The 20,391-nt window shown below is 59.8% G+C and carries 13 protein-coding genes; 5 read left to right on the top strand and 8 right to left on the bottom strand.

From position 1 onward, the window contains the following. Positions 1–97 precede the first annotated feature (97 nt). Positions 98–1,462, bottom strand: a complete 1,365-nt coding sequence (locus tag ACZRMH_RS21925) for an MFS transporter (RefSeq protein WP_464015260.1) — start codon at positions 1,460–1,462, stop codon at positions 98–100. A gap of 314 nt (positions 1,463–1,776) precedes the next feature. On the opposite strand from ACZRMH_RS21925, the gene ACZRMH_RS21920 reads away from it, so the two are divergent. Further along, entirely contained in the window at positions 1,777–4,161 is a 2,385-nt protein-coding gene (locus tag ACZRMH_RS21920) for a membrane-bound PQQ-dependent dehydrogenase, glucose/quinate/shikimate family (RefSeq protein ID WP_464015283.1), read from the top strand. 101 nt (positions 4,162–4,262) lie between these two features. Here the strand turns inward: ACZRMH_RS21920 and ACZRMH_RS21915 are convergent, their stop codons facing one another. Further along, complete coding sequence (locus ACZRMH_RS21915; RefSeq protein WP_464015259.1) at positions 4,263–5,195, bottom strand: LysR family transcriptional regulator; 933 nt, start codon at positions 5,193–5,195, stop codon at positions 4,263–4,265. A 95-nt stretch (positions 5,196–5,290) separates the two neighbouring features. Then, positions 5,291–7,999, bottom strand: a complete 2,709-nt coding sequence (gene mdeB / locus ACZRMH_RS21910; RefSeq protein WP_464015258.1) for an alpha-ketoglutarate dehydrogenase — start codon at positions 7,997–7,999, stop codon at positions 5,291–5,293. 191 nt (positions 8,000–8,190) lie between these two features. On the opposite strand from mdeB, the gene ACZRMH_RS21905 reads away from it, so the two are divergent. Further along, positions 8,191–9,225, top strand: a complete 1,035-nt coding sequence (locus tag ACZRMH_RS21905) for a D-cysteine desulfhydrase family protein (RefSeq protein ID WP_464015257.1) — start codon at positions 8,191–8,193, stop codon at positions 9,223–9,225. 158 nt (positions 9,226–9,383) lie between these two features. Here ACZRMH_RS21905 and ACZRMH_RS21900 read toward each other — a convergent pair whose 3' ends face one another. The 5 genes from ACZRMH_RS21900 to ACZRMH_RS21880 form a co-directional block, all read right to left on the bottom strand. Further along, positions 9,384–10,154, bottom strand: a complete 771-nt coding sequence (locus tag ACZRMH_RS21900; RefSeq protein WP_464015256.1) for an ABC transporter ATP-binding protein — start codon at positions 10,152–10,154, stop codon at positions 9,384–9,386. Continuing rightward, on the bottom strand, positions 10,151–11,212 hold the full coding sequence (locus ACZRMH_RS21895) for a FecCD family ABC transporter permease (protein ID WP_464015255.1): 1,062 nt from the start codon (positions 11,210–11,212) through the stop codon (positions 10,151–10,153). The genes ACZRMH_RS21900 and ACZRMH_RS21895 overlap by 4 nt, the downstream gene beginning before the upstream one ends. Next, positions 11,209–12,270, bottom strand: coding sequence for an ABC transporter substrate-binding protein (locus tag ACZRMH_RS21890; RefSeq protein ID WP_464015282.1), 1,062 nt, complete (start codon positions 12,268–12,270; stop codon positions 11,209–11,211). The genes ACZRMH_RS21895 and ACZRMH_RS21890 overlap by 4 nt, the downstream gene beginning before the upstream one ends. An 83-nt stretch (positions 12,271–12,353) precedes the next feature. Next, positions 12,354–13,034 (bottom strand): Fe2+-dependent dioxygenase, encoded by a 681-nt coding sequence (locus tag ACZRMH_RS21885; protein ID WP_464015254.1) that lies wholly within the window; start codon positions 13,032–13,034, stop codon positions 12,354–12,356. Between the two features lie 24 nt (positions 13,035–13,058). Beyond that, complete coding sequence (locus ACZRMH_RS21880) at positions 13,059–15,437, bottom strand: TonB-dependent receptor (protein WP_464015253.1); 2,379 nt, start codon at positions 15,435–15,437, stop codon at positions 13,059–13,061. A 187-nt stretch (positions 15,438–15,624) separates the two neighbouring features. On the opposite strand from ACZRMH_RS21880, the gene ACZRMH_RS21875 reads away from it, so the two are divergent. The 3 genes from ACZRMH_RS21875 to ACZRMH_RS21865 all read left to right on the top strand — a co-directional run. Beyond that, positions 15,625–16,335, top strand: a complete 711-nt coding sequence (locus ACZRMH_RS21875) for a response regulator (protein ID WP_464015252.1) — start codon at positions 15,625–15,627, stop codon at positions 16,333–16,335. After that, positions 16,332–17,717: an ATP-binding protein gene (locus tag ACZRMH_RS21870; RefSeq protein ID WP_464015251.1), complete on the top strand. Its 1,386-nt coding sequence runs from the start codon at positions 16,332–16,334 to the stop codon at positions 17,715–17,717. The genes ACZRMH_RS21875 and ACZRMH_RS21870 overlap by 4 nt, the downstream gene beginning before the upstream one ends. Positions 17,718–17,880: 163 nt before the next feature. Further along, positions 17,881–20,391 (top strand): Ig-like domain-containing protein (locus tag ACZRMH_RS21865; RefSeq protein ID WP_464015250.1); only part of this gene is annotated, 2,511 nt, incomplete at its 3' end.

Below are 20,391 nucleotides of genomic sequence, written 5' to 3'. Positions count from 1 at the left end.
GTGTAAACCGGAATGGCCTGGTTACTTACCAACATGGAAGCGGCCATTTTCTCACGGTCCCTTTTATTGACCCAACCATGTGCCCCGCCAAGTAAACTCAAACCTGCCCGGGCTGCTGCATCAGGCGCAAACCGCTGGCCAACGCACCTGCCAGGGCAAAGGCGCAGCCCAGCCACAGTGCATAGTGCGGGCCGCTGACCGCTGACAAGTGAAAACACAGCGCCACCAGTGACGCTCCCAGCGTCTGCCCCATCAGCCGCGAGGTGGCCACTATGCCGCTGGCCCCACCACTGCGGGCGATTGGCGCACTGGTCATGATCGCCTTGAGATTGGGCGACTGGAAAAAGCCAAAACCGGCGCCGCACAAAGCCATGCGCCAACCGATATCAAAAGCCGATGCCCCTTCGCTCAACAACGCCAGGGAGGCCATGCCCGCGCCCAGCATCAACAGGCCGATACCGCACAGCAGCGCCAACGACACCCGGTCTGCCAGGCGCCCGGCAATCAGCGCCATGACCGCCACTACCGCCGGCCAGGGCGTCATCAGAAACCCGGTTGCCACCTGGCTGTGGCCCAATGCTGTCTGCAACAAGAATGGCAACGAGACAAACGCCAGCCCCTGGGCGCTGAATGCGCAAATCGCCGTGAGTGAAGACAAGGCAAACAGCGGCCGCTTGAACAGATCAATCGCCAGCATCGGCGCCGGATGACCGGCCTGGCGCCGCATCAGCCACACTCCGCACACCAGTGCCACAGCGATCAGGCCCAGGCTCAAATCGCCTTCAGCCCCATGTACCGCCGAACCCAGCCCCAGTACCAGCAAGGCGAACAGCCCCGCGCACAAGATCGCTGCCAACCGGTCGAAAGCATGCCCGCTGCGTGGGATCTGGGGCAGCGAGCGCAGCCCCAGTACAACCGCCAGCAGCCCCAGGGGCACATTGATCAGGTACAGCCAATGCCAGGTGGTCAGCGACAGGATCGCCGAGGCCGCAGTAGGCCCGAGGGTAAAGGCCAGCCCCACCACCAGCGAGTTATAACCCAGCCCCCGACCCAGAATTTTCGCCGGGTAGATATGCCGCAACAGGGCGATATTCACGCTCATGATCGCCGCCGCACCCAGCCCCTGCAGCACCCGCGCCGCCGTCAGGGTGGGCAGCGACCAGGCCAGCCCGCAGAACAACGAAGCCACGATAAACACCAGCAGGCCGCCGAGAAACACCCGCCGATGGCCCAGCACGTCACTGAGCGATGCAAACGGCAGCACCGCGGCGATGGTTGCCAACTGGTAAGCATTGACCACCCAGATTACCGAAGCTGAGTCAGTGCCAATGCCCTCGGCGAGGGTCGGCAGCGCCGTGTTGACGATGGCGGTATCCAGCGTCGCCATACCGATCCCCAGGGAGATCGCGATAACCGCAGGCAAGCGTTGGTGACCGGGCAAACCATCGGCATCTGAAGACATGAACCCTCCGCGCTCAAGGCAAAGATGTGCAGAGTACGTGCAGCCGAGCTTTTTTTCAGCGGGCAATTGCGCGGCTGACCCAGTTTTCATGTTGCCAGAGGCCTCGTGCTACTTGCCCTGTAATCACCACAGCTGAAACGTTTAAGCCGACAACATCACAGCCAAGTATTGTTACTGATTAACCAATATTGTTTCTCCGCACTGCGGATTTATCCAAAAAAACATCGGAATAAAATGCTCTTGTTTTTTAAACGGCCACTTTTGTATCAACTAACGGAGCAATAAAAAGTATGACGGATAACCAACACCCCCGAATGGGCAATATTGCGCGGGTGCTTTTTTCCTTGCTTGTATTTGTCGTAGCGCTGGCACTGATTTATGGCGGCTTCAAACTTGTGGCTCTGGATGGATCAAGCTACTACCTGATCGCCGGCCTGGCGTATTTACTGCTGGCCGTTGTGTTTTTACTGCGCAAGCGCGTGGGGGTTAGCCTTTCGGCTGTTATTTTCCTGGCAACTTGCGTTTGGGCCTTTTATGAAGTGGGCCAGTTCAGCTATTGGCAACTGCTGCCACGCCTGGTGGTACCGGCCATTATCCTGACCCTGAGCTTGTGGGTAGGCGCCACGTTCCCTGGCCTACCCTTGAGCACACGGCGCGCTGCCAACCGTTCAGGCTTTGCCGTGCTGCTGGCGTTGATCGCGACCTTTATTGCCGCGTTTTACCCGCACGGTGCCATCTCCAATCCGGTGGCTGCCACGAATACACCGCAGGCTTTACAACCCGCCGAGGCGCCGCAAGACTGGGAGTTTTTTGGCCGTAATGCATCCGGCACCCGTTTTGCTCCCTACACCCAGATCACCCCGCAAAACGTCAATGCCCTGCAAGTTGCCTGGATCTACCGCACTGGCCGCAGAACTACCGGCGCGGGCACTGGCGTCGACGAAAACACGCCGTTGCAGATCGGCAACGTTCTGTACTCCTGCACCCCGGAAAACCTGATTACCGCACTTGACGGTGATAGTGGCAAACCACTCTGGAAGTTCGACCCTCAGGCCAAAAGTGAAGAGCATGTTACTTGCCGTGGCGTGGGTTATTACGACATTGACAAAGACGATAGCCTGAGCGCTGCAGTTAAAGCGTCTTACAACGATCAACAACAATGCCGACAGCGGATTCTGGTGTCGTCTGTCGATGCCCGCCTGTTTGCCCTGGATGCCCATACCGGCACCCTGTGCCCGGGTTTTGGCGACAACGGTTACGTTGACCTTAAAAAAGGCATGGGCCCGACCGAACACAGCAAACGCTACCACCCCACTTCCCTGCCGGTGGTCATGGGCCATCTCACTGTAGTGGGTGGCTGGGTACGGGATATCGTGGCGGGCGAACCTTCCGGCGCCGTGCGCGCATTCGATGTACTGACCGGTTCACTGGTGTGGGCATGGGACGTTGGCGCACCCGAGGGCCAGGATGCCACAGGCGCGGATCACCAGTTCGCTCTGGAAACCCCCAATGTGTGGACCATTCCGACATACGATAAAGAGTTGAACCTGGTCTACCTGCCAACCGGCAATGGCCCGCCCGACTACTGGGGTGGTGATCGCAACCAGGCCAAGGAAAAGTACGGCTCGGCCGTGGTGGCCGTGGATGCCTCGACCGGCAAGGCCAAATGGGTATACCAGACCGTACACCACGATGTCTGGGATTATGACCTGCCCTCGCAGCCGGTGCTGTATGACATCAAAAATGCACAGGGCGTGAAAACCCCGGTATTGATCCAGACCACCAAGACCGGGCAGATTTTTGTCCTCGATCGCCGTACAGGCCAGCCGGTAACTGCCGTTGAAGAACGCGCCGTGCCTACTTCACCTGCAGCTGCAGGCGAGCACCTGTCGCCGACGCAACCTTTCTCCACCGGTATGCCGGTCATTGGCGCCGAGCCGCTGACCGAGAAATCCATGTGGGGTGTCAGCACATTCGACCAGCTGTACTGCCGCATCATGTTCAAGGATTCGGTCTACCTGGGACCATTTACGCCTCCGAGCGAAAAACCCTATATCGAATGGCCAGGCCTGCTGGGCGGGATGAACTGGGGCGGGATTTCCATCGACGAAAACACCGGCATGATGTTCGTCAATGATATGCGCATGCCATTACGCATGGCCCTGGTCACCAAGGAAAACACCAAAAAGTTCAAGGTCTCGACCGATGAAGTGCCCGGCTTTATGGGCACCATTCGCCCGCAAGTGGCCGGTATTTATGGCGGCGTAAAAATCGACATTCTCCAGTCGCCATTGGGTGTGCCGTGCAATACCCCGCCGTTCGGCAGCATGAGCGCGATTGACCTCAATACCCAGAAACTGGTGTGGCAGGTCCCCCTGGGCAGCGTCCAGGACACCGGGCCACTGGGGATCAAGACCCATATGCCGATCCCGCTTGGCATGCCGACCCTGGGTGGCCCGACCGCAACCGCGTCGGGGCTGGTGTTCTTTGCCGGTACCCAGGATTACTACCTGCGTGCACTGGACTCCAGGACAGGGGAAGAAGTTTGGAAGGCGCGTTTGCCGGTGGGTGCCGTTGCGGCCCCGCTGATCTACAAGTCGCCGGCCACGGGCAAGCAGTATGTGGTGATCTCTGCAGGGGGCATGAGCCATTCACCTGATGTGGGTGACTACATCATTGCTTATGCCTTGCCGGACTAAGACGTGTTTTGGTGGGAGCGGGCTTGCTCGCGATGCAAGCCACACAGTTTGTCAGGCAAACTGCGCTGATACCATCGCGGGCAAACCCGCTCCCACATGCTCTACGATCCCGCTGCGGCTGGTCGAGTGCTCTGGCAGTTCTTCGTCGACTGCGGCTCCAGCCTCTCAACCATAAAAGAGACAAAAGCAGTAAGCTTGGGCAGCGCTTTTTTGGATCGCGGATAGACGATTTGTACCGGCTTGGGTGCCGGTGCATAGGCATCCATGATCGTCACCAATTCGCCTTCGGCCAGGGCTGTAGCCACCAGAAAATCCGGTTGCATCAAAATCCCGTTGCCAGCGATAGCCGCCTGCAACAGCACCTGACCGTCATTGCTTTTGAGTACCGCCCCCTCAGGCCAGGGCATGGTTTTAGTGCCGTGCTGCAAGGGCCAGGCAAAGCGGTTGTTCCAGGAGGTGTGGGTTAAAATCCGGTGTTTGCAAAGCTCTTCCGGTGCCTGCGGCTCACCGCACATTTGCAGGTACGCAGGCGACGCGCAAATCACCATGCGATAAGGCGGTAGCGGCCTTGATTCAAGGTTGACCTCGATCAGCTCCGATATCCTGAAACCCAGATCAAAGGAGCTTTCGTGCAGGTCCACCACCTCGTTGGACAGGATCAGTTCCACCTGTATATCCGGGTAAAGCTGCATAAATTCGCTCACCAGCGGCCCCACCAGCGCCACCCCCAATGTCATGGGCGCGGTCATGCGCAGCAGCCCGCCCGGCTTGCCGGCAGAGGCTTCCACCCGGCTATAGGCGTACTTGACCTGCTCCAGGGCCTTTTTCGATTCTTCATAAAAAAGCCGCCCCTCGCCCGTCACCGATTGGCGTCGGGTAGTGCGTTGGATCAATTTGCTATTGAGCGCTGTTTCAAGGCTCTGCACATGGCGCCCCACCATGACCGCCGACATGCCCACCAGCACGGCAGCGTCGGCAAAACTGCCGGCCTCGACCACGGCGACAAAAACTTCCATCTGCCTGAGCTTGCTCATAAAAAATGCCTTGTGGCCCCGCTTGAATAAACCTTGAACGCGACTGCCCGGGCTCAAACCCGGGCAGTCAGATCATACCCTGAACGTTGTGCAGTTCAGCACGTCCATGGGCTGTTGCCATCAACCTGCAATGCATATCGCTCGATGGCCTGAGCACACAGAGCGCGCTCAATCCGCCCCTCATCCGCCAGTGCCGACAAGGCTGCCAGCACGATGTGATGACGGTCCACTTCGAAAAAGCTGCGCAGCGCAGCCCGGGTATCGCTGCGGCCAAAACCGTCGGTACCCAGTACCGTGTAGCGCGACTCGATATAGGAGCCGATCAGCTCGGGCAGCCCTCGCACGTAGTCGGTCACGGCAATCACCGGCGCGCCCTTGGGCAGGCACTCGCCCAAGTGGCTCAGCCTTGGCACTTGCCCCGGATGCAGGCGATTCCAGCGCTCCACCTCACGGGCATGCCGAGCCAACTCGCTGAAGCTGGTGACGCTCCATACCTCACTTTCAATCTGCCAGTCACTGGCCAACAATTCGGCGGCGGCCAGGGCTTCGCGCAAGATCGTCCCCGAACCGGCCAGGCGCACGCGCCCTTGCGCTGCCTGCACGACATGCCCGGCAAAGCGGTACATGCCGCGGATGATCGACTGCTCGACGCCCTCTGGCAGTGTGGGCTGGGCATAGTTCTCGTTCATCAGGGTGACGTAGTAGAACTCATCGGCATCCTGCTCCAGCATCTGGCGCATGCCATGATCGAGGATCACCGCAAACTCACCGGCAAATGCAGGATCGTAGGCACGGCAGTTGGGGATAGTGGCGGCAATCAGATGGCTGGAACCGTCCTGATGCTGCAAACCTTCGCCGCCCAGGGTGGTGCGCCCGGCCGTCGCCCCCAGCAGGAAACCCCGGGCGCGCTGGTCGGCGGCGGCCCAGATCAGATCACCGATACGCTGGAAACCGAACATCGAGTAGTAGATATAAAACGGCAACATGCGCAGGCCGTGGACCGAGTAGCTGGTTGCCGCCGCCACCCAGGAGCTGACGGCGCTGGCCTCGCTGATACCTTCTTCGAGTATTTGCCCGTCGGTGGCTTCGCGGTAACTGAGGATCGAGCCAATATCTTCCGGCTCATAGCGCTGGCCGACACTGGAATAGATGCCGATTTGGCGAAACAGATTGGCCATGCCGAAGGTGCGTGCCTCGTCGGCGACGATGGGGACAATGCGCGGCCCCAGCTGTTTGTCTTTGAGCAGATTGCTGAGCATGCGTACAAAGGCCATGGTGGTGGACATTTCCTTGCCATTGGCCTGCGTTGCAAACCCACCGTAGCCGTCGATGGCGGGAACCGGCACCACCGATGCATCACGGTTGCGCACCGGCAGGCTGCCGCCCAGTTCCTGGCGACGCTCACGCAGATAGCGCATCTCGGCGCTGTCATCGGCCGGTTTGTAGAAACTCAACGCAGCAACCTGCTCATCCGACAACGGCAACTGGAAGCGGTTGCGAAAGGCGATCAGCGCTGCGGGGTCGAGTTTCTTTTGCTGGTGGGTGGTCATCTTGCCCTGCCCGGACTCCCCCATGCCGAAGCCTTTTTTGGTTTGCGCCAAAATCACCGTAGGCTTGCCTTCGTGCAGGCAGGCGGCGCGATAGGCCGCATAGATCTTGACCATGTCATGACCACCGCGCTTGAGACGGTCGATCTGCTCGTCACTGAGGTCGCGAACCAGCGCAGCCAGGGTTTCGTCCTGGCCGAAGAAATGCTCGCGGTTATAGCTACCATCTTTGGCGGCAAAGGTCTGGAACTGCCCATCGACCGTTTGCGACAGCGTTCGCACCAGCGAGCCGTCCTTGTCCCTGGCCAGCAGTACATCCCAGTCAGAGCCCCAGACCAGCTTGATCACGTTCCACCCGGCGCCGCCGAACAAGGCTTCGAGTTCATCAATGATCCGGCCGTTGCCGCGCACCGGCCCGTCCAGGCGTTGCAGGTTGCAGTTGACCACCCAGGTCAGGTTGTCGAGGCCCTCGCGGGCGGCCAGCGTCAGTGCCGACATGCTTTCCGGTTCGTCCATTTCACCGTCGCCGAACACGCCCCAGACATGACGGTCCGTGGTGTCCTGCAAGCCGCGATGTTGCAGATAACGCATAAAGCGGGCATGGAAAATCGAGCTGATCGGGCCAATGCCCATGGAGCCGGTAGGGAACTGCCAGAAATCCGGCATCAGCCACGGATGGGGGTAGCTGGACAAGCCCTGGGCGCCGGCCTTGCCTGCGGTTATTTCCTGACGGTAATGTTCAAGATCGACTTCGCTCAAACGCCCCTCAAGAAAGGCCCGGGCGTAGATCCCAGGCGCCGAGTGCGGCTGGTAGAACACCAGGTCGCCGTCGAAGCTGTCACTGCGGGCACGGAAGAAGTGATTGAAACCCACCTCGAACAGATCCGCCGCACTGGCGTAGCTGGCGATATGGCCACCCAGTTCGCCATAAGCCTGATTGGCCCGCACCACCATAGCCAGCGCATTCCAGCGCATGATCGAAGCCAGCCGTTCTTCAGTGGCGAGGTCGCCTGGAAAACGCGGTTGTTGCTCCACACCGATACTGTTGATGTAGGGCGTGTTGTGCTGCGGTTGCCAACCAATTGCCGGATCACGGCCCAGCTCTGCCAGCATGTCGAGCATGGTTCTGGCCATCTGCGGCCCATTATTGGCCACCAGTGACTCCAGTGCTTCGCGCCATTCCTGCAACTGCTGGCTATCGGCCTGGCAATCGTTAGCAGGTGACGCGGCACTGCAAATTGAATCAGAACGGTTCATTGGCACTCCCTCGCTTTTTTATTAGTTTAGGCCGCTAACCAGAAGAAATTAAATAGACTTTTTATATATAAAAGTTGGACCTGCAATTACAAACTTCAGGTTATACAAGAACTAACTTTTACTGCATTTATTGTGGGGGTTTTTATCCATACAGTGACGCCCCACTAAATTGAGCGACGAGACCTGACTATATGCAAACCGTACTGGACAAGGCGCTGAGTGCTTTCCCCCGGGCCGACCTGTTGCCGGGCAGCACCCCTGTGCAACGGGCCAGCCGCCTTGAGCAACATCTTGGCCTGCACAAGCAGGAGGTGAAGTTATTTATCAAACGCGATGACCATATGTTGATCGGTGGTGGCGGCAATAAACTGCGTAAACTGGAGTTTCACCTCGGCGCGGCCTTGCAGGACGGTGTCGATACACTCATCACGGTGGGCGGTATCCAGTCCAATCACGCGCGCCTGACGGCCGCCGTGTGCGCCCGCCTGGGCCTGGGCTGTGAATTGATCCTCAGTCGTGCCGTGGCCAAGAGCGACGCCGACTACGAACTCAACGGCAATATGCTCCTCGACCACCTGTTTGGCGCCCGGGTGCACGTGCTGGGCCAAGGTGAAGATTCGCTGGCCCAGGCCGAAATCAGGGCCGCTCAATTGCGCGCTGCAGGGCGTAAACCGCTGGTGATTCCTACCGGTGGCTCGACGCCGGTGGGCAGCCTGGGTTACGCCCGGTGCGCGGCGGAAATCCTGCGTCAGGAAGCAGAACTGGACGTACAGTTTACTGAGGTCATAGTTCCCAATGGCAGTGCCGGTACCCATGCCGGGCTTGCTGCCGGTTTTGAGCTGCTGGGCCGCAGCGCGGCGACGGTGAAGTCCTGGTCGGTCCTGGCGGACCGTGACACTTGTGCGGCCAGAACCCTGCAACTGACCCGCCAGGCCCTGGCCCTGCTGGGCAGCTCAGCAGCCCTGCGCACCGACGCAATCAATATCGATGGCAGCCAGTTGGGCGACGGTTATGGCTTGCCAACCCCGGCCATGCTTGAAGCCGTACGGCTAATGGCAAGTTGCGAAGGTTTGCTGGTCGACCCGGTGTATTCGGGAAAGGCCTTTGCCGGGCTACTGGCTGACTTGCGCCAGGGCCGCTATCACGCGGGCGATAGTGTGCTGTTTGTGATGACCGGGGGCACACCGGGGTTGTATGCCTATAGGGATACATTTGTCAGCCAGTGACACGCCAGTCGTTTCTGTGGGAGCGGGCTTGCTCGCGATGCAGGCGACTCGGTCTGTCAGGCCAAGAGCTTCGCGAGCAGGCTCGCTCCCACAAATGGGTCACACGGACCACAAGTGGTCTTACCTGTAAACAACACTGCGAGATGACACGTAAGCATTTATACCGGGCTATCCACCAACACCTGAAGGGTCTGCTGCGAACACCGCTCGACCCGGGCTTTGACCCCGTACACCCGGGCAAACAGTTGCGGCGTCAGCACCTGTTCTGCACTGCCGAAATCCATCACCGCGCCTTGGCGCAGTACCGCGATATGATCGGCATAGCGCGCCGCCAAACTGATGTCGTGCATCACGATCACGGCAATCAACCGGTGCTCACGCACCATCTCCCGCACACATTCCATCACCCGCAACTGGTAGCTCAAGTCCAGCGCGCTGGTGGGTTCATCCAGCAGCATGACCTTGGGCTGGCGGGCGATCAATTGTGCCAGGCTGACCAGTTGCCGTTGGCCGCCGGACAATGCATTGAGCATATTGTCGGCCAGTTGCTCGATACCGATACGCTGCAAGGCGCCATAGGCCTGCTCCAGATAATCGCCAGCGCCACCGCCCACACGCAAGGCCGCCATGATGCTTTCGGTCACGCTCAAGCCCAGCCCCGGCGGCAGATGCTGGGGCATATAGGTGATCAGCCGCGCACGCTGCGCCACCGACATGGGCGCCAGTGGCTGGCCTTGCAGGCTGATGGAGCCGGCCATTGGCTCAAGCCCGGCCAGACCACGCAACAGGGTCGACTTGCCAGCGCCATTGGGACCGATCAGGGCCGTCAACGTGCCGGGGCGCAGCTCTGGCAGCGAGGCATCGGCAATCACCACCCGGCGCCCGTATTTCACTTGCGCGTGACGGATCAACAACCCTTCACTGCTCATAATTGCCTGCCCCGCTTGAACACCAGCGCCACAAAAATCGGCACACCCACCAGAGCAGTGACGATACCCACCGGCACGATCACCCCCGGCATGATGATCTTGCTGACCACCGAAGACAGCGACAATAACAACGCCCCTACCAGCGCACTGGCCGGGAACAGGAAACGCTGGTCTTCACCGATCAGGATCCGTGCAATATGCGGCCCCACCAGGCCGATAAAACCAATGGTGCCGACAAAAGCTACGGCCGTGGCGGACAACAGGCTGATACGCAGCAACGAGAAAAACCGTAACCGGCGCACATCCACGCCAAAGCTCTGCGCCCGCTCCTCACCCATGCGCAGCAGGGTCATGCGTGAGGATGCGTGCAGTGAGAACGGCGCGCTCAGAGCTATCACGAAAGCAAGGATGCCCAGCTTGTCCCAGTTGGCCCGAGCCACACTGCCCAGGCTCCAGAACACCAGCTGTTGCAGCACGTCTTCGGTGGCCAGCAACTGCAACAGGGCCACCAGCGCATTGCAGCTGAACACCAGGGCGATGCCGAACAGCACCAGCGTCTCGACCCCTGCGCCTCTTAATCGCGACATACCGTGCAGCAGGAACATCGAAGCGCAGGCAAACACAAAGGCCGACAACGCCACCAGCGAATCCCGGCTCAACAAGGCGCTGCTCACCGGAAACACAATCACCAGCGAAGCCCCCAGCGCGGCCGCCGAAGACACCCCGAGGGTAAACGGACTGGCCAGCGGGTTATTGAGGATGGCCTGCATTTCCGCCCCCGCCAGCGACAGGGCCGCGCCCACCAGCACGGCCATCAGGGCATAGGGCAAGCGCACATTCCAGATGATCACGCGATCGGTCACGTCCAGGCTTTGCGGGTGCAGCAAGCCGTGCAGCAAATTGCCCAGGCCCATTCCCGATGAGCCGGTGGACAGGTCCAGCAGCACCGCCCCGACCAGTGCGCAGCCCATCACCAGCAGCAGGCCAAAGCGCCTCGCCAGCAGGCGTCGATAACCTTGGCTGGCGGCAAGCACCGCAGGGTTTGCGAACGAAGTCATTTCTGCTCACTGATCCAGTACTGGCCCGCCAATGGCGTGTCGAGGAACTGCCGGTTGATTTGCTCCAGGGTCAGGTGCGGATCGAGGTCGGCGAAGGTTTGCGGGTGAACCCACTTGGCCAGGGCCTCGATGGCCAGAATGTTGTACGGCGAGTTGTAAAAGTCATGCCACAGGGCATGCACATTGCCCTCGCGGATCGCCCGCAATTCGGCGAACTGCGGCCGGGCCAGCACCTGCTTGAGCGAAGCCTGCGCGGTTGCGCTGTCGATACCAGCGCCCAGCATCACACCGGGTTTTTGATTGCCGGTGAGGATGTACACATCGGGATCGGCCTTGAGCGCGTATTCCACGCTGATATCCCCCAGCGCACCAGGCACCACGCCCTCGGCGATATTGCGCCCACCGACCAGGCGAATCAGCTCGCCCATGCCACCCTTGCCGGTGGTGTGCCCGGGATTGGCCCAGACCCCGGCCAGCAGTTCGAGAAACACGCTGGGGCGTTTTTGCTCATCGATCACGCCCAGCGTTTGGGTAATACGCTCGACATGCTGGTTGTAGAAATCCAAAAAGGCGCTCGCTTGCTTTTCACGCCCCAGGGCCTGCCCCAGCGCAGTCATGCTGTCGCGGGTGCCTTGCAGCGGGTTGACCCGAAAATCGACAAACAACACCGCAATCCCGGCCTGCTCCAGCACATCGGCCACCGGGCTGTGCTCGGTCGGGCCATGCCCGGAAATGCTGAACACCGCCAGATCCGGCTTAAGCGCCAGGATCTGCTCGGCGCTGACGCTCTGTTCCGACGCCTGACCGATCAGGGGGATGTCCTTGACCTCGGGAAACTTGGCCACATAGGCGGCGTAGGTATTGGGGTCGAGTTTGCGCAAATCGTTCTGCCAGCCAACGATGCGTTTGAACGGCTGGTCGCGGTCGAGTAGCGCGAAGGCCGAGATCAACCGCCCTTCCCCCAGCACCACACGCTGCACATGGTCCGGCACCTTGACCACTCGCCCCAGGGCATCGGTCACATCCTTGGCCCAGGCCGTCGAAACGGCCAGCAGCATAAGCACAACAATGGCGCTCAAGCGCGCAAAGGACTGACGTAAAAACAAGTTGGACACGGCAAATCTCCCGCTAGGTGAAAGGCTCATACGTCGCTCCAGCGCCGCAAGAGGTTGTGGTAAACGCCGCTCAACTGCAGCAGCGATTCGTCATCGGCCTGTTGGGCGGTGAGACGTTGAATGGCAACGTCCATGTCCAGCAACAGGCTGCGCTGGCTGTCTTCGCGCACCAGGCTCTCTATCCAGAAAAATGCCGCCACCCGCTCGCCGCGCGTCACCGGGTTAACCTTGTGTACGCTGGTGCCCGGGTACAACAGCAGATGCCCGGCGGGCAACTTGACACTGCGCTCGCCGAAGGTGTCGCGGATCACCAGTTCTCCGCCGTCATAGCGGTCAGGTTCGGCCAGAAACAGGGTGGCGGACAGGTCTGTGCGCACCCGTTCACGGACACCCTTGATACCGCGAATGGCATTGTCGATATGAAAGCCGAACGCCTCGCCACCGCTGTAGCGGTTGAACAATGGCGGGTAGATGCGCTTGGGCAACGCAGCGGACATAAACAGGGCGTTATCGGACAGCCGCGCAAGAATGCGCTGGCCCAACTGAATGGCCACCTCGCTGTCCTCACTTAGCTGACGATTGCACTTCTCCAGTGCCGAGCGTTGCCCCGCTGTCTGCTTGCCGTCGACCCAGGGTTGTTCAAGCAGCACGCGGCGCATATCGGCCACTTCCTGCGGGCTGAACACATCGGCGATTTCGATCAGCATGGCGCGCTCCCGTGCCGGCGAAACTTAAAAGTCATAATCGATACTCGCCGTCAGGGTGCGACCGGCCCCCGGAACGCCATACAGCTGGAAGCCATCCAGTGAGGCGCCGATACGGCTGAAGTAAAAGGTGTTGAACAGGTTGTCGACATTGAGATTGACCGTGGTCTGCGGGTTGACCCGGTACTGCGCGGCCAGGTAGTGGACCCAGTAGCCCGGAGCTTTCTCTTTGTCTTCGGTATAGATCGCCAGCACCCCGGAAGGGCCGTCGGCATAGCTGCTGTTGTTGTTCAGGCCACCGACATATTGGTTGTCGGTATAGCGCCTGCGCCCGACATAGTTGGCGCCATAGCTCAGGCTCAGATCATCGGTAAAGGCATAGGTGGTCCACAGGTTGGCAGTCAGGTCGGGAACGTTCTTCGCCTCCTCGCCCTTGTTGATACCCTTGGTCTGTTCGCTTTTAAGGGCCGAGAACCCGCTGTAGGCGGTCCAGCGATCCGTCAGGTTGCCCTGCAGGCCCAGCTCTACGCCGTCGACCCGCTTGGCAGGCAGCGCGCGCACCGGTGAAATTTCGCCTTCGGCGTATTCCCAGGAGTTGACCAGTTCAGTGCGAAACACTGCGGCGGTCACACTGACACCCTTGTCCAGCAAGTCCCACTTGGTGCCCAGCTCGTAGGTTTTGGACTTGGCCGGGGTGTAGCTGCTGGTACTGGCGGCGCCGTAGATCTGGTTATTGGTCGAGGCACCAAGGGCCGAGGGCTGGGTCGACTCGCTGTAAGAGGCGTAGATAGTGCCGTTGGGTTGCGGCTTGAACACCACCCCGGCGCGCCCGCTCCAGGCCCCCGAAGTGTCTTTGACATCGTCGAAGCCGCGCTGGGTGGTTTCGGCACTCCAGTGGTCGTAACGCAGCGAGCCCATCACCTGCCACCACTGATTGAGGGTCAGGGTGTCACCGAAAAACAGCCCGGCATTGTCGATGCTCGAACGCGGTTCGCCGACGCCCTTGGTGGTGTAGACCGCATCAAAATCGTGCTGCGGGTCGCCCATGTCGAAGGTCATGTTCGGCGCCGGGACCTTGGCGTTGCGCTCCAGGCCACCGTAGGTTTCATGGTAGACATCCAGCCCGGCCACGGCCTTGTGGCCGATACTGCCCGTGTCGAACTGCCAGCTGAGATCGGTCTGGTTGTCGAGAATGGTGTAGCGCTTGGACAGGCCGAAATCAGAGCCGCGCAGAATGCCGTTGGCGGTGCTGCCGTTGTTGGTGTAATCGGTGTACACCTTGACCCCGTTGACCGTCGACACCGGGCCCACGCCAACATAACCGAGGGTGGCGCAGCGCGTGCCGGAGCAGGTTTTCGAGCCGTCGGCAGCCGCCGCAGTGAAACGCGCTGGCGACAGCACCGAGAAGTTGTCTGTGCGCTGCCAGCGCAGCTGGTTGGTCAGCAGTGCGCCATTGTCGAAGTCATGCTCCAGGCGCCCGGTCAGCGAGGTGGTTTCGGTCTGCTGGGTATACAGGCTGGAATCGCCGTACCAGTTACTGCGCTTGACCCCCGGCATGCGCTTGCCATCGGTGCCGCGCAAAATCGGCAGGCCGCCGTCCGGGGTGTTGTCATCCTTCTGGTAGAAAAAATCGACAAAGGCCCGGGTCGGTGTCGACAGCCCCAGCCCCAGAGAGGTGGCAATGCCCCAGCGGTCGTAATCAACTTCGTCGCGGTCGGCTACCTGGCTGTCGTGCTTCATCAGGTTGATACGCAGGGCACTGGTGTCGTTCAGCTCCTTGTTCAGATCAGCGGTCAGGCGTCGATAGCCATCGGTGCCGACCCCGGCCGATACCCGGTTGGCATCCCCCAGATGGGCTTCTTTACTCACCAGGTTGACGCTGCCACCCACCGCCGAAATGCCCGATTCAATGGCACCGGTGCCTTTGAACACTTCGGCCTGTTGCAAGTTGAAGGTGTCATTGCGACTGGACATACCCGCGTCGCGCACGCCATCCACCGTGAGGCTCTGCTCGGAAGAAAAACCGCGGATGGAAAACAGGTCGCCCCAGCCCAGATTGCCCTCCCCGGACATAAAGGTAATCCCCGGTACATTGCGCAGAATATCCTGCAGGCTCTGCGCGTTCTGCTCCTTGAGCACCTGCTGTGGCACGATGGTGATGCTCTGTGGTGCATCGAGCAGCGGGGTCATGACCTTGCGCGAAGACACCTCGTCGACCTTGAACGGCGAGTCATAGGTGCCCTGCACATTCGACGCGGGCAGGGTCAGCACATCCGCTGACGGCAGTGCGGCCTGAGCGCCGGTGCTGAAAACCCCAAGGGCCAGCCCGCTGAAAACCGGGGCAAGGGTGCCATTCAATGCATAAGGGGTATTGCGAACTACTGCCGCATCGGGTGACGATGGCATCGGGCCTTCCTTAATTACAATGACTCGCATTTAGATTCGCTATTCTAAAGAGCGTCATTGCGGGGGATGGCCCGACTTTGTATTGGCACTGCACGAAAACAGCGCCTACAACATTCCATTACATTTCGTTTGGCTCCACCCCGTGAAATCCGCTATTGCTGCGAGCCCCAAGGCGTACCCGAACCCCATGTCCAAGCAAGATCATGTGTTAATCGTCGATGACGACCCCGAAATCCGCCAGTTGCTGGCCGAGTACCTGCGCGACGCGGGCTATCAGACGTCCACCGCCTGTGACGGCAAGGACATGCGCCGCCGTCTGGAGTTGAACGTGATCGACCTGATCGTGCTCGACCTGATGCTCCCCGGCGAAGACGGCCTGAGCCTGTGCCGCACCCTGCGCGGTACCTCGAATATCCCGGTGATCATGCTCACGGCCCGCGCCAGCCTGATCGACCGCATTGTCGGGCTGGAAATCGGCGCCGACGATTACCTGCCCAAGCCCTTTGACCCCCGCGAGCTGCTGGTGCGGATCAAGGTGGTGTTGCGCCGCGCGCAGAGCTTTCCCGAGCGGGCCAGGGTCGATGAAGCGCCCTTTGTCCGGTTCGACGACTGGCGCCTCGATACCCGCGCCCGGCAGGTGCTGTCCGCCGCAGGGCTGGTGATCAGCCTGGGCAACTCCGACTACCGGGTATTGCGCTTGCTGTTGCAGCACCCCAATCGCCCGCTCAGCCGCGACTTCCTGCTTAACCATGTATTTGACAAGGACAGCACGCCTTTCGACCGTTCCATCGATGTATGCGTCAGCCGCTTGCGCCAGCAACTGGCGCCCGGCCTGATCAAAACCGTACGCAACGAGGGCTATATGCTGACCTGCGCCTGCGTGACGAGCGAATCATGACCCTGCTGCCGCGCACGCTCTACGGGCGGCTGGTGGTAATTCTGGTGACCGGCATGCTGGCCGCCCAGGTACTGACCAGCAGCATCTGGTATGACGTGCGCCACAGCCAGGTGCTGGAAATCCCTACGCGCCTGATTGCCAGCCGCCTGGCCGATATCGTGCGAGTGGCCAGGACTGACCCGCAGCGCACCGAACTGTTGCTGCAAAGCCTCAGCACCGCGGACTTCAAACTTGAACTGGGCAATGCCCCCAGCCCCGTGCAACCCTCGCTGACGCCCCAGGATCAGGCCACCGAATCGCTGTTGCGCAGCCTGATCGATGAAAAATCCGCGTCAAAAACGCCCCTGCGCCTGCTCAACCTGACCCTGCTCGACAATCAGGGGCACAAAGCCGGGATCGACACCCTGTTTGGCTCCAGCCCCGCCGCCGGTCAATTCACCCTTGAACTGCGCCTGGCCGATGGCCGCTGGCTGCATGTGCAGGCGCGGGAGGATCAAGGCTGGACCAGCCTCGCCCCCGCCGATGTCATGCTCGATTACTTTTTGCGCATTTATCTGCTGCGCATCATTGTGGTGGTGATTATCGTGTTGCTGGCGGTGCGCCTTGCCATCCGCCCACTTAACCAGCTGGCCCAGGCCGCGCAGGCGCTGGGGCAGGATATCCGTCGCTCACCGCTGACCGTCAAAGGGCCGGTGGAAGTGCAGCGCGCCGCCCGGGCCTTCAACCTGATGCAACAGCGCCTGCTGGCCAGTCTGGCCGAGCGCACGCGGTTTCTCGCGGCGGTGTCCCATGACCTGCGTTCACCTATCACCCGCCTGCGCCTGCGCACCGAAATGCTCGACGACGAACCACTCAAACAGCGCTTTCGCAAGGATCTGACGGATATGGAGGGGCTGGTGTCCACCACCCTGGAGTTTGTCAGCAGCGGTGAAATCAACGAACCACGCCAAAACATCGATATCAATGCACTGCTGCAAAGCCTGCAGGCCGACCTGGAGGATATCGGCGAGCACATCACCCTAAACGGTCATGCCAGCCGCCCCGTTTCAGGCTATGCCCACAGCCTGAAACGCTGCATGCAAAACCTGCTGGAAAATGCCGTGCGCTATGCCCGGGATGTACAGGTGATCGTCGACGAGCAGCCCGACACACTGACCATCACCGTCAGGGACAGCGGCCCGGGAATTGCACCCGAACTGCTCACCCAAGTGCTGGAGCCGTTTTACCGGGTAGAGTCATCACGCAACAGCAGCAGCGGCGGCTATGGCCTGGGGCTGAGCATCGCGCAGACAGTTGCGGCGGCCCACGGCGGCACACTGGAACTGCGCAACCGGCCCGAAGGTGGGCTGGATGTGGTGCTGCGGCTCTCCCCGCTTTCCTGATACTCCCGTTCACACAGCCATTTTTGAGACCAGTCTCATACCAACTCCTCTCGCCACCTGACAAATTCCCCCGCGCAACACCACACCTGAAACGCACATGAGCCTCACGGGCTCCTGAGTACAGGTTCTCTGTGAGCGCTAAACCTTTAAGCGAGAGATGTGAATGGATAACCGATTCGTAAACGAGAATGGCAATAACCAACAGAGTTTTCTGTCTCATCCTGAGCAGTTGCTCAACAGGCCTTCTCAGCCAAGAGAACCCTATCTGAGCAATGGCCCCGGCACGTTCATTCAGAATGGCTTTCCAACAGGAATCACAACCCCCATCTTATCTGGTGGGCTGGTGGGCCCCGGCGCCAAAGTCATCATCATGGTTAACGGCGAGCCCATCGGTGAGGCCATTGTCCACAAAAACGGCTATTGGTCATTCACCATTGACCAACCACTGTCTCAAGGCGAGCATATATTCACGGTCATTGCTGTCAGCGCAACGGGCGTAACCAGCACAGAGTCAGATCCCTTCATCATCTACGTTGAGACAGCACCAGCCCCGGTGATCACTGCGGTTTTTGACGATCAAAACAATCAGCAAACCCAACAAAACGGTACGTCTACTGACAAGACTCCCACGCTCAAAGGCACCGCAGAGCCCGGCAGGACTCTTGAGATCGTGGTCAATGGTATAAAGATCGGAGAGACACTCGTCGATGAAAATGGCAACTGGGCATTCACCCCGACTGAAGACTTGCAAAACGGTTTTAACGCCTTCAGCACCAGCTACGTCAATGCCGAAGGCTACCCAGGGCTAAAATCTGAACCTTATTCGTTGAATATTGAGAGGACTGGCACTGCTGCACCAGGTAAGCCAGGGGCTGGCAGCACCTGGGGCGTCATCCAGGTCGTCGATGACCATGGACAACCTATTGCAGATGGCGCACAGACCAGCGACACGACCCCTACCCTGCAAGGTAGCGGTATGGAGCCTGGCGGTAGAGTGGTGATCTATCTCAACGGCACGCCCAACGGCATGGTGCGCGTGGATGAGCACGGCAACTGGATATTCACCCCTCGGCAGCCACTGCCAGTAGGCCAGAACACATTCTCGGTGATTGCCATCAGCTCGATAGGCCTCCAGAGTGAAATGTCCGACCCTTTGAATGTGCTCGTGACACCGCCAGCGATCCGACCAACGATCTCTGAGGTACTTGACGATAACGGCACCCCGCAACACAACATATCTGCTGACAACACCCCGACCCTCAAGGGTACTGGCCAACCGGGCGTAACCCTTGAGATCTACGCCGATGGCAAAAAAATCGGTGAAACACTCGTCGATGAACGTGGCAACTGGGCATTCACTCCTGACGTACCCTTGAGCAACGGCCATCACCACTTTACCGCTCAACCCGCAGGTCAGCCCGCGCTCCAATCGTATTCTTATATGGTATTGATTCAGGCAATTGACACCACTGCACCGGCTAAGCCAGGGGCTGGCGGCACCGGGGGCGCCATCCAGATCGTCGATGACCATGGACAACCTATTGCAGATGGCGCACAGACCAGCGACACGACCCCTACCCTGCAAGGTAGCGGTATGGAGCCTGGCGGTAGAGTGGTGATCTATCTCAACGGCACGCCCAACGGCATGGTGCGCGTGGATGAGCACGGCAACTGGATATTCACCCCTCGGCAGCCACTGCCAGGAGGCCAGAACACATTCTCGGTGATTGCCATTAGCTCGACAGGCATCCAGAGTGAAATGTCCGACCCTTTGAATGTGCTCGTGACACCGCCAACGATCCGACCAACGATCTCTGAGGTACTTGACGATAACGGCACCCCGCAATACAGCATGTCTGCTGACAACACCCCGACCCTCAAGGGTACTGGCCAACCGGGCGTAATCCTTGAGATCTACACCAATGGCAAAATAATCGGTGAAACACTCGTCGATGAGCGTGGCAACTGGGCATTCACTCCTGTCGAACCCTTGAGCAACGGCCATCACCACTTTACCGCTCAATCCGCAGGTCAGCCCGCGCTCCAATCGTATTCTTATACGGTATTGATTCAGGCAATTGACACCACTCCACCGGGTAAGCCAGGGGCTGGCGGCACCGGGGGCGTCATCCAGATCGTCGATGACTATGGACAACCTATTGCAGATGGCACACAGACCAACGACACGACCCCTACCCTGCAAGGTAGCGGTATGGGGCCTGGCGGTAGAGTGATAATCTATCTCAACGGCATGCCCATCGGCATGGCGCCCGTGGATAATTACGGCAACTGGAAATTCACCCCTTTCCAGCCACTGCCAGTAGGCCAGAACACATTCTCGGTGATTGCCGTCAGCTCGACAGGCATCAAGAGTGAAATGTCCGACCCTTTGAATGTGCTCGTGAAGCCGCCAGCGATCAGACCAACGATCTCTGAGGTACTTGACGATAACGGCACCCCGCAATACAGCATGTCTGCTGACAACACCCCGACCCTCAAGGGTACTGGCCAACCGGGCGTAACCCTTGGTATCTACACCAATGGCAAAAAAATCGGTGAAACACTCGTCGATGAACGTGGCAACTGGGCATTCACTCCTGTCGAACCCTTGAGCAACGGCCATCACCACTTTACCGCTCAATCCGCAGGTCAGCCCGCGCTCCAATCGTATTCT

Source organism: Pseudomonas sp. B414 (genome assembly GCF_055408445.1).
Note: the sequence above shows the minus strand (reverse complement) of the source record. Positions and strands in the feature narration are given on the sequence as shown.

Bases quoted from the DNA above. Each gene is read 5' to 3' on its own strand.
- ACZRMH_RS21890 (WP_464015282.1), bottom strand. From the start codon at position 12,270: ATGCTGCTGGCCGTTTCGACGGCCTGGGCCAAGGATGTGACCGATGCC.
- ACZRMH_RS21920 (WP_464015283.1), top strand. From the start codon at position 1,777: ATGGGCAATATTGCGCGGGTGCTTTTTTCCTTGCTTGTATTTGTCGTA.
- mdeB (WP_464015258.1), bottom strand. From the start codon at position 7,999: ATGAACCGTTCTGATTCAATTTGCAGTGCCGCGTCACCTGCTAACGAT.
- ACZRMH_RS21925 (WP_464015260.1), bottom strand. From the start codon at position 1,462: ATGTCTTCAGATGCCGATGGTTTGCCCGGTCACCAACGCTTGCCTGCG.
- ACZRMH_RS21880 (WP_464015253.1), bottom strand. From the start codon at position 15,437: ATGCCATCGTCACCCGATGCGGCAGTAGTTCGCAATACCCCTTATGCA.
- ACZRMH_RS21870 (WP_464015251.1), top strand. From the start codon at position 16,332: ATGACCCTGCTGCCGCGCACGCTCTACGGGCGGCTGGTGGTAATTCTG.
- ACZRMH_RS21895 (WP_464015255.1), bottom strand. From the start codon at position 11,212: ATGACTTCGTTCGCAAACCCTGCGGTGCTTGCCGCCAGCCAAGGTTAT.
- ACZRMH_RS21915 (WP_464015259.1), bottom strand. From the start codon at position 5,195: ATGAGCAAGCTCAGGCAGATGGAAGTTTTTGTCGCCGTGGTCGAGGCC.
- ACZRMH_RS21905 (WP_464015257.1), top strand. From the start codon at position 8,191: ATGCAAACCGTACTGGACAAGGCGCTGAGTGCTTTCCCCCGGGCCGAC.
- ACZRMH_RS21885 (WP_464015254.1), bottom strand. From the start codon at position 13,034: ATGCTGATCGAAATCGCCGATGTGTTCAGCCCGCAGGAAGTGGCCGAT.
- ACZRMH_RS21875 (WP_464015252.1), top strand. From the start codon at position 15,625: ATGTCCAAGCAAGATCATGTGTTAATCGTCGATGACGACCCCGAAATC.
- ACZRMH_RS21900 (WP_464015256.1), bottom strand. From the start codon at position 10,154: ATGAGCAGTGAAGGGTTGTTGATCCGTCACGCGCAAGTGAAATACGGG.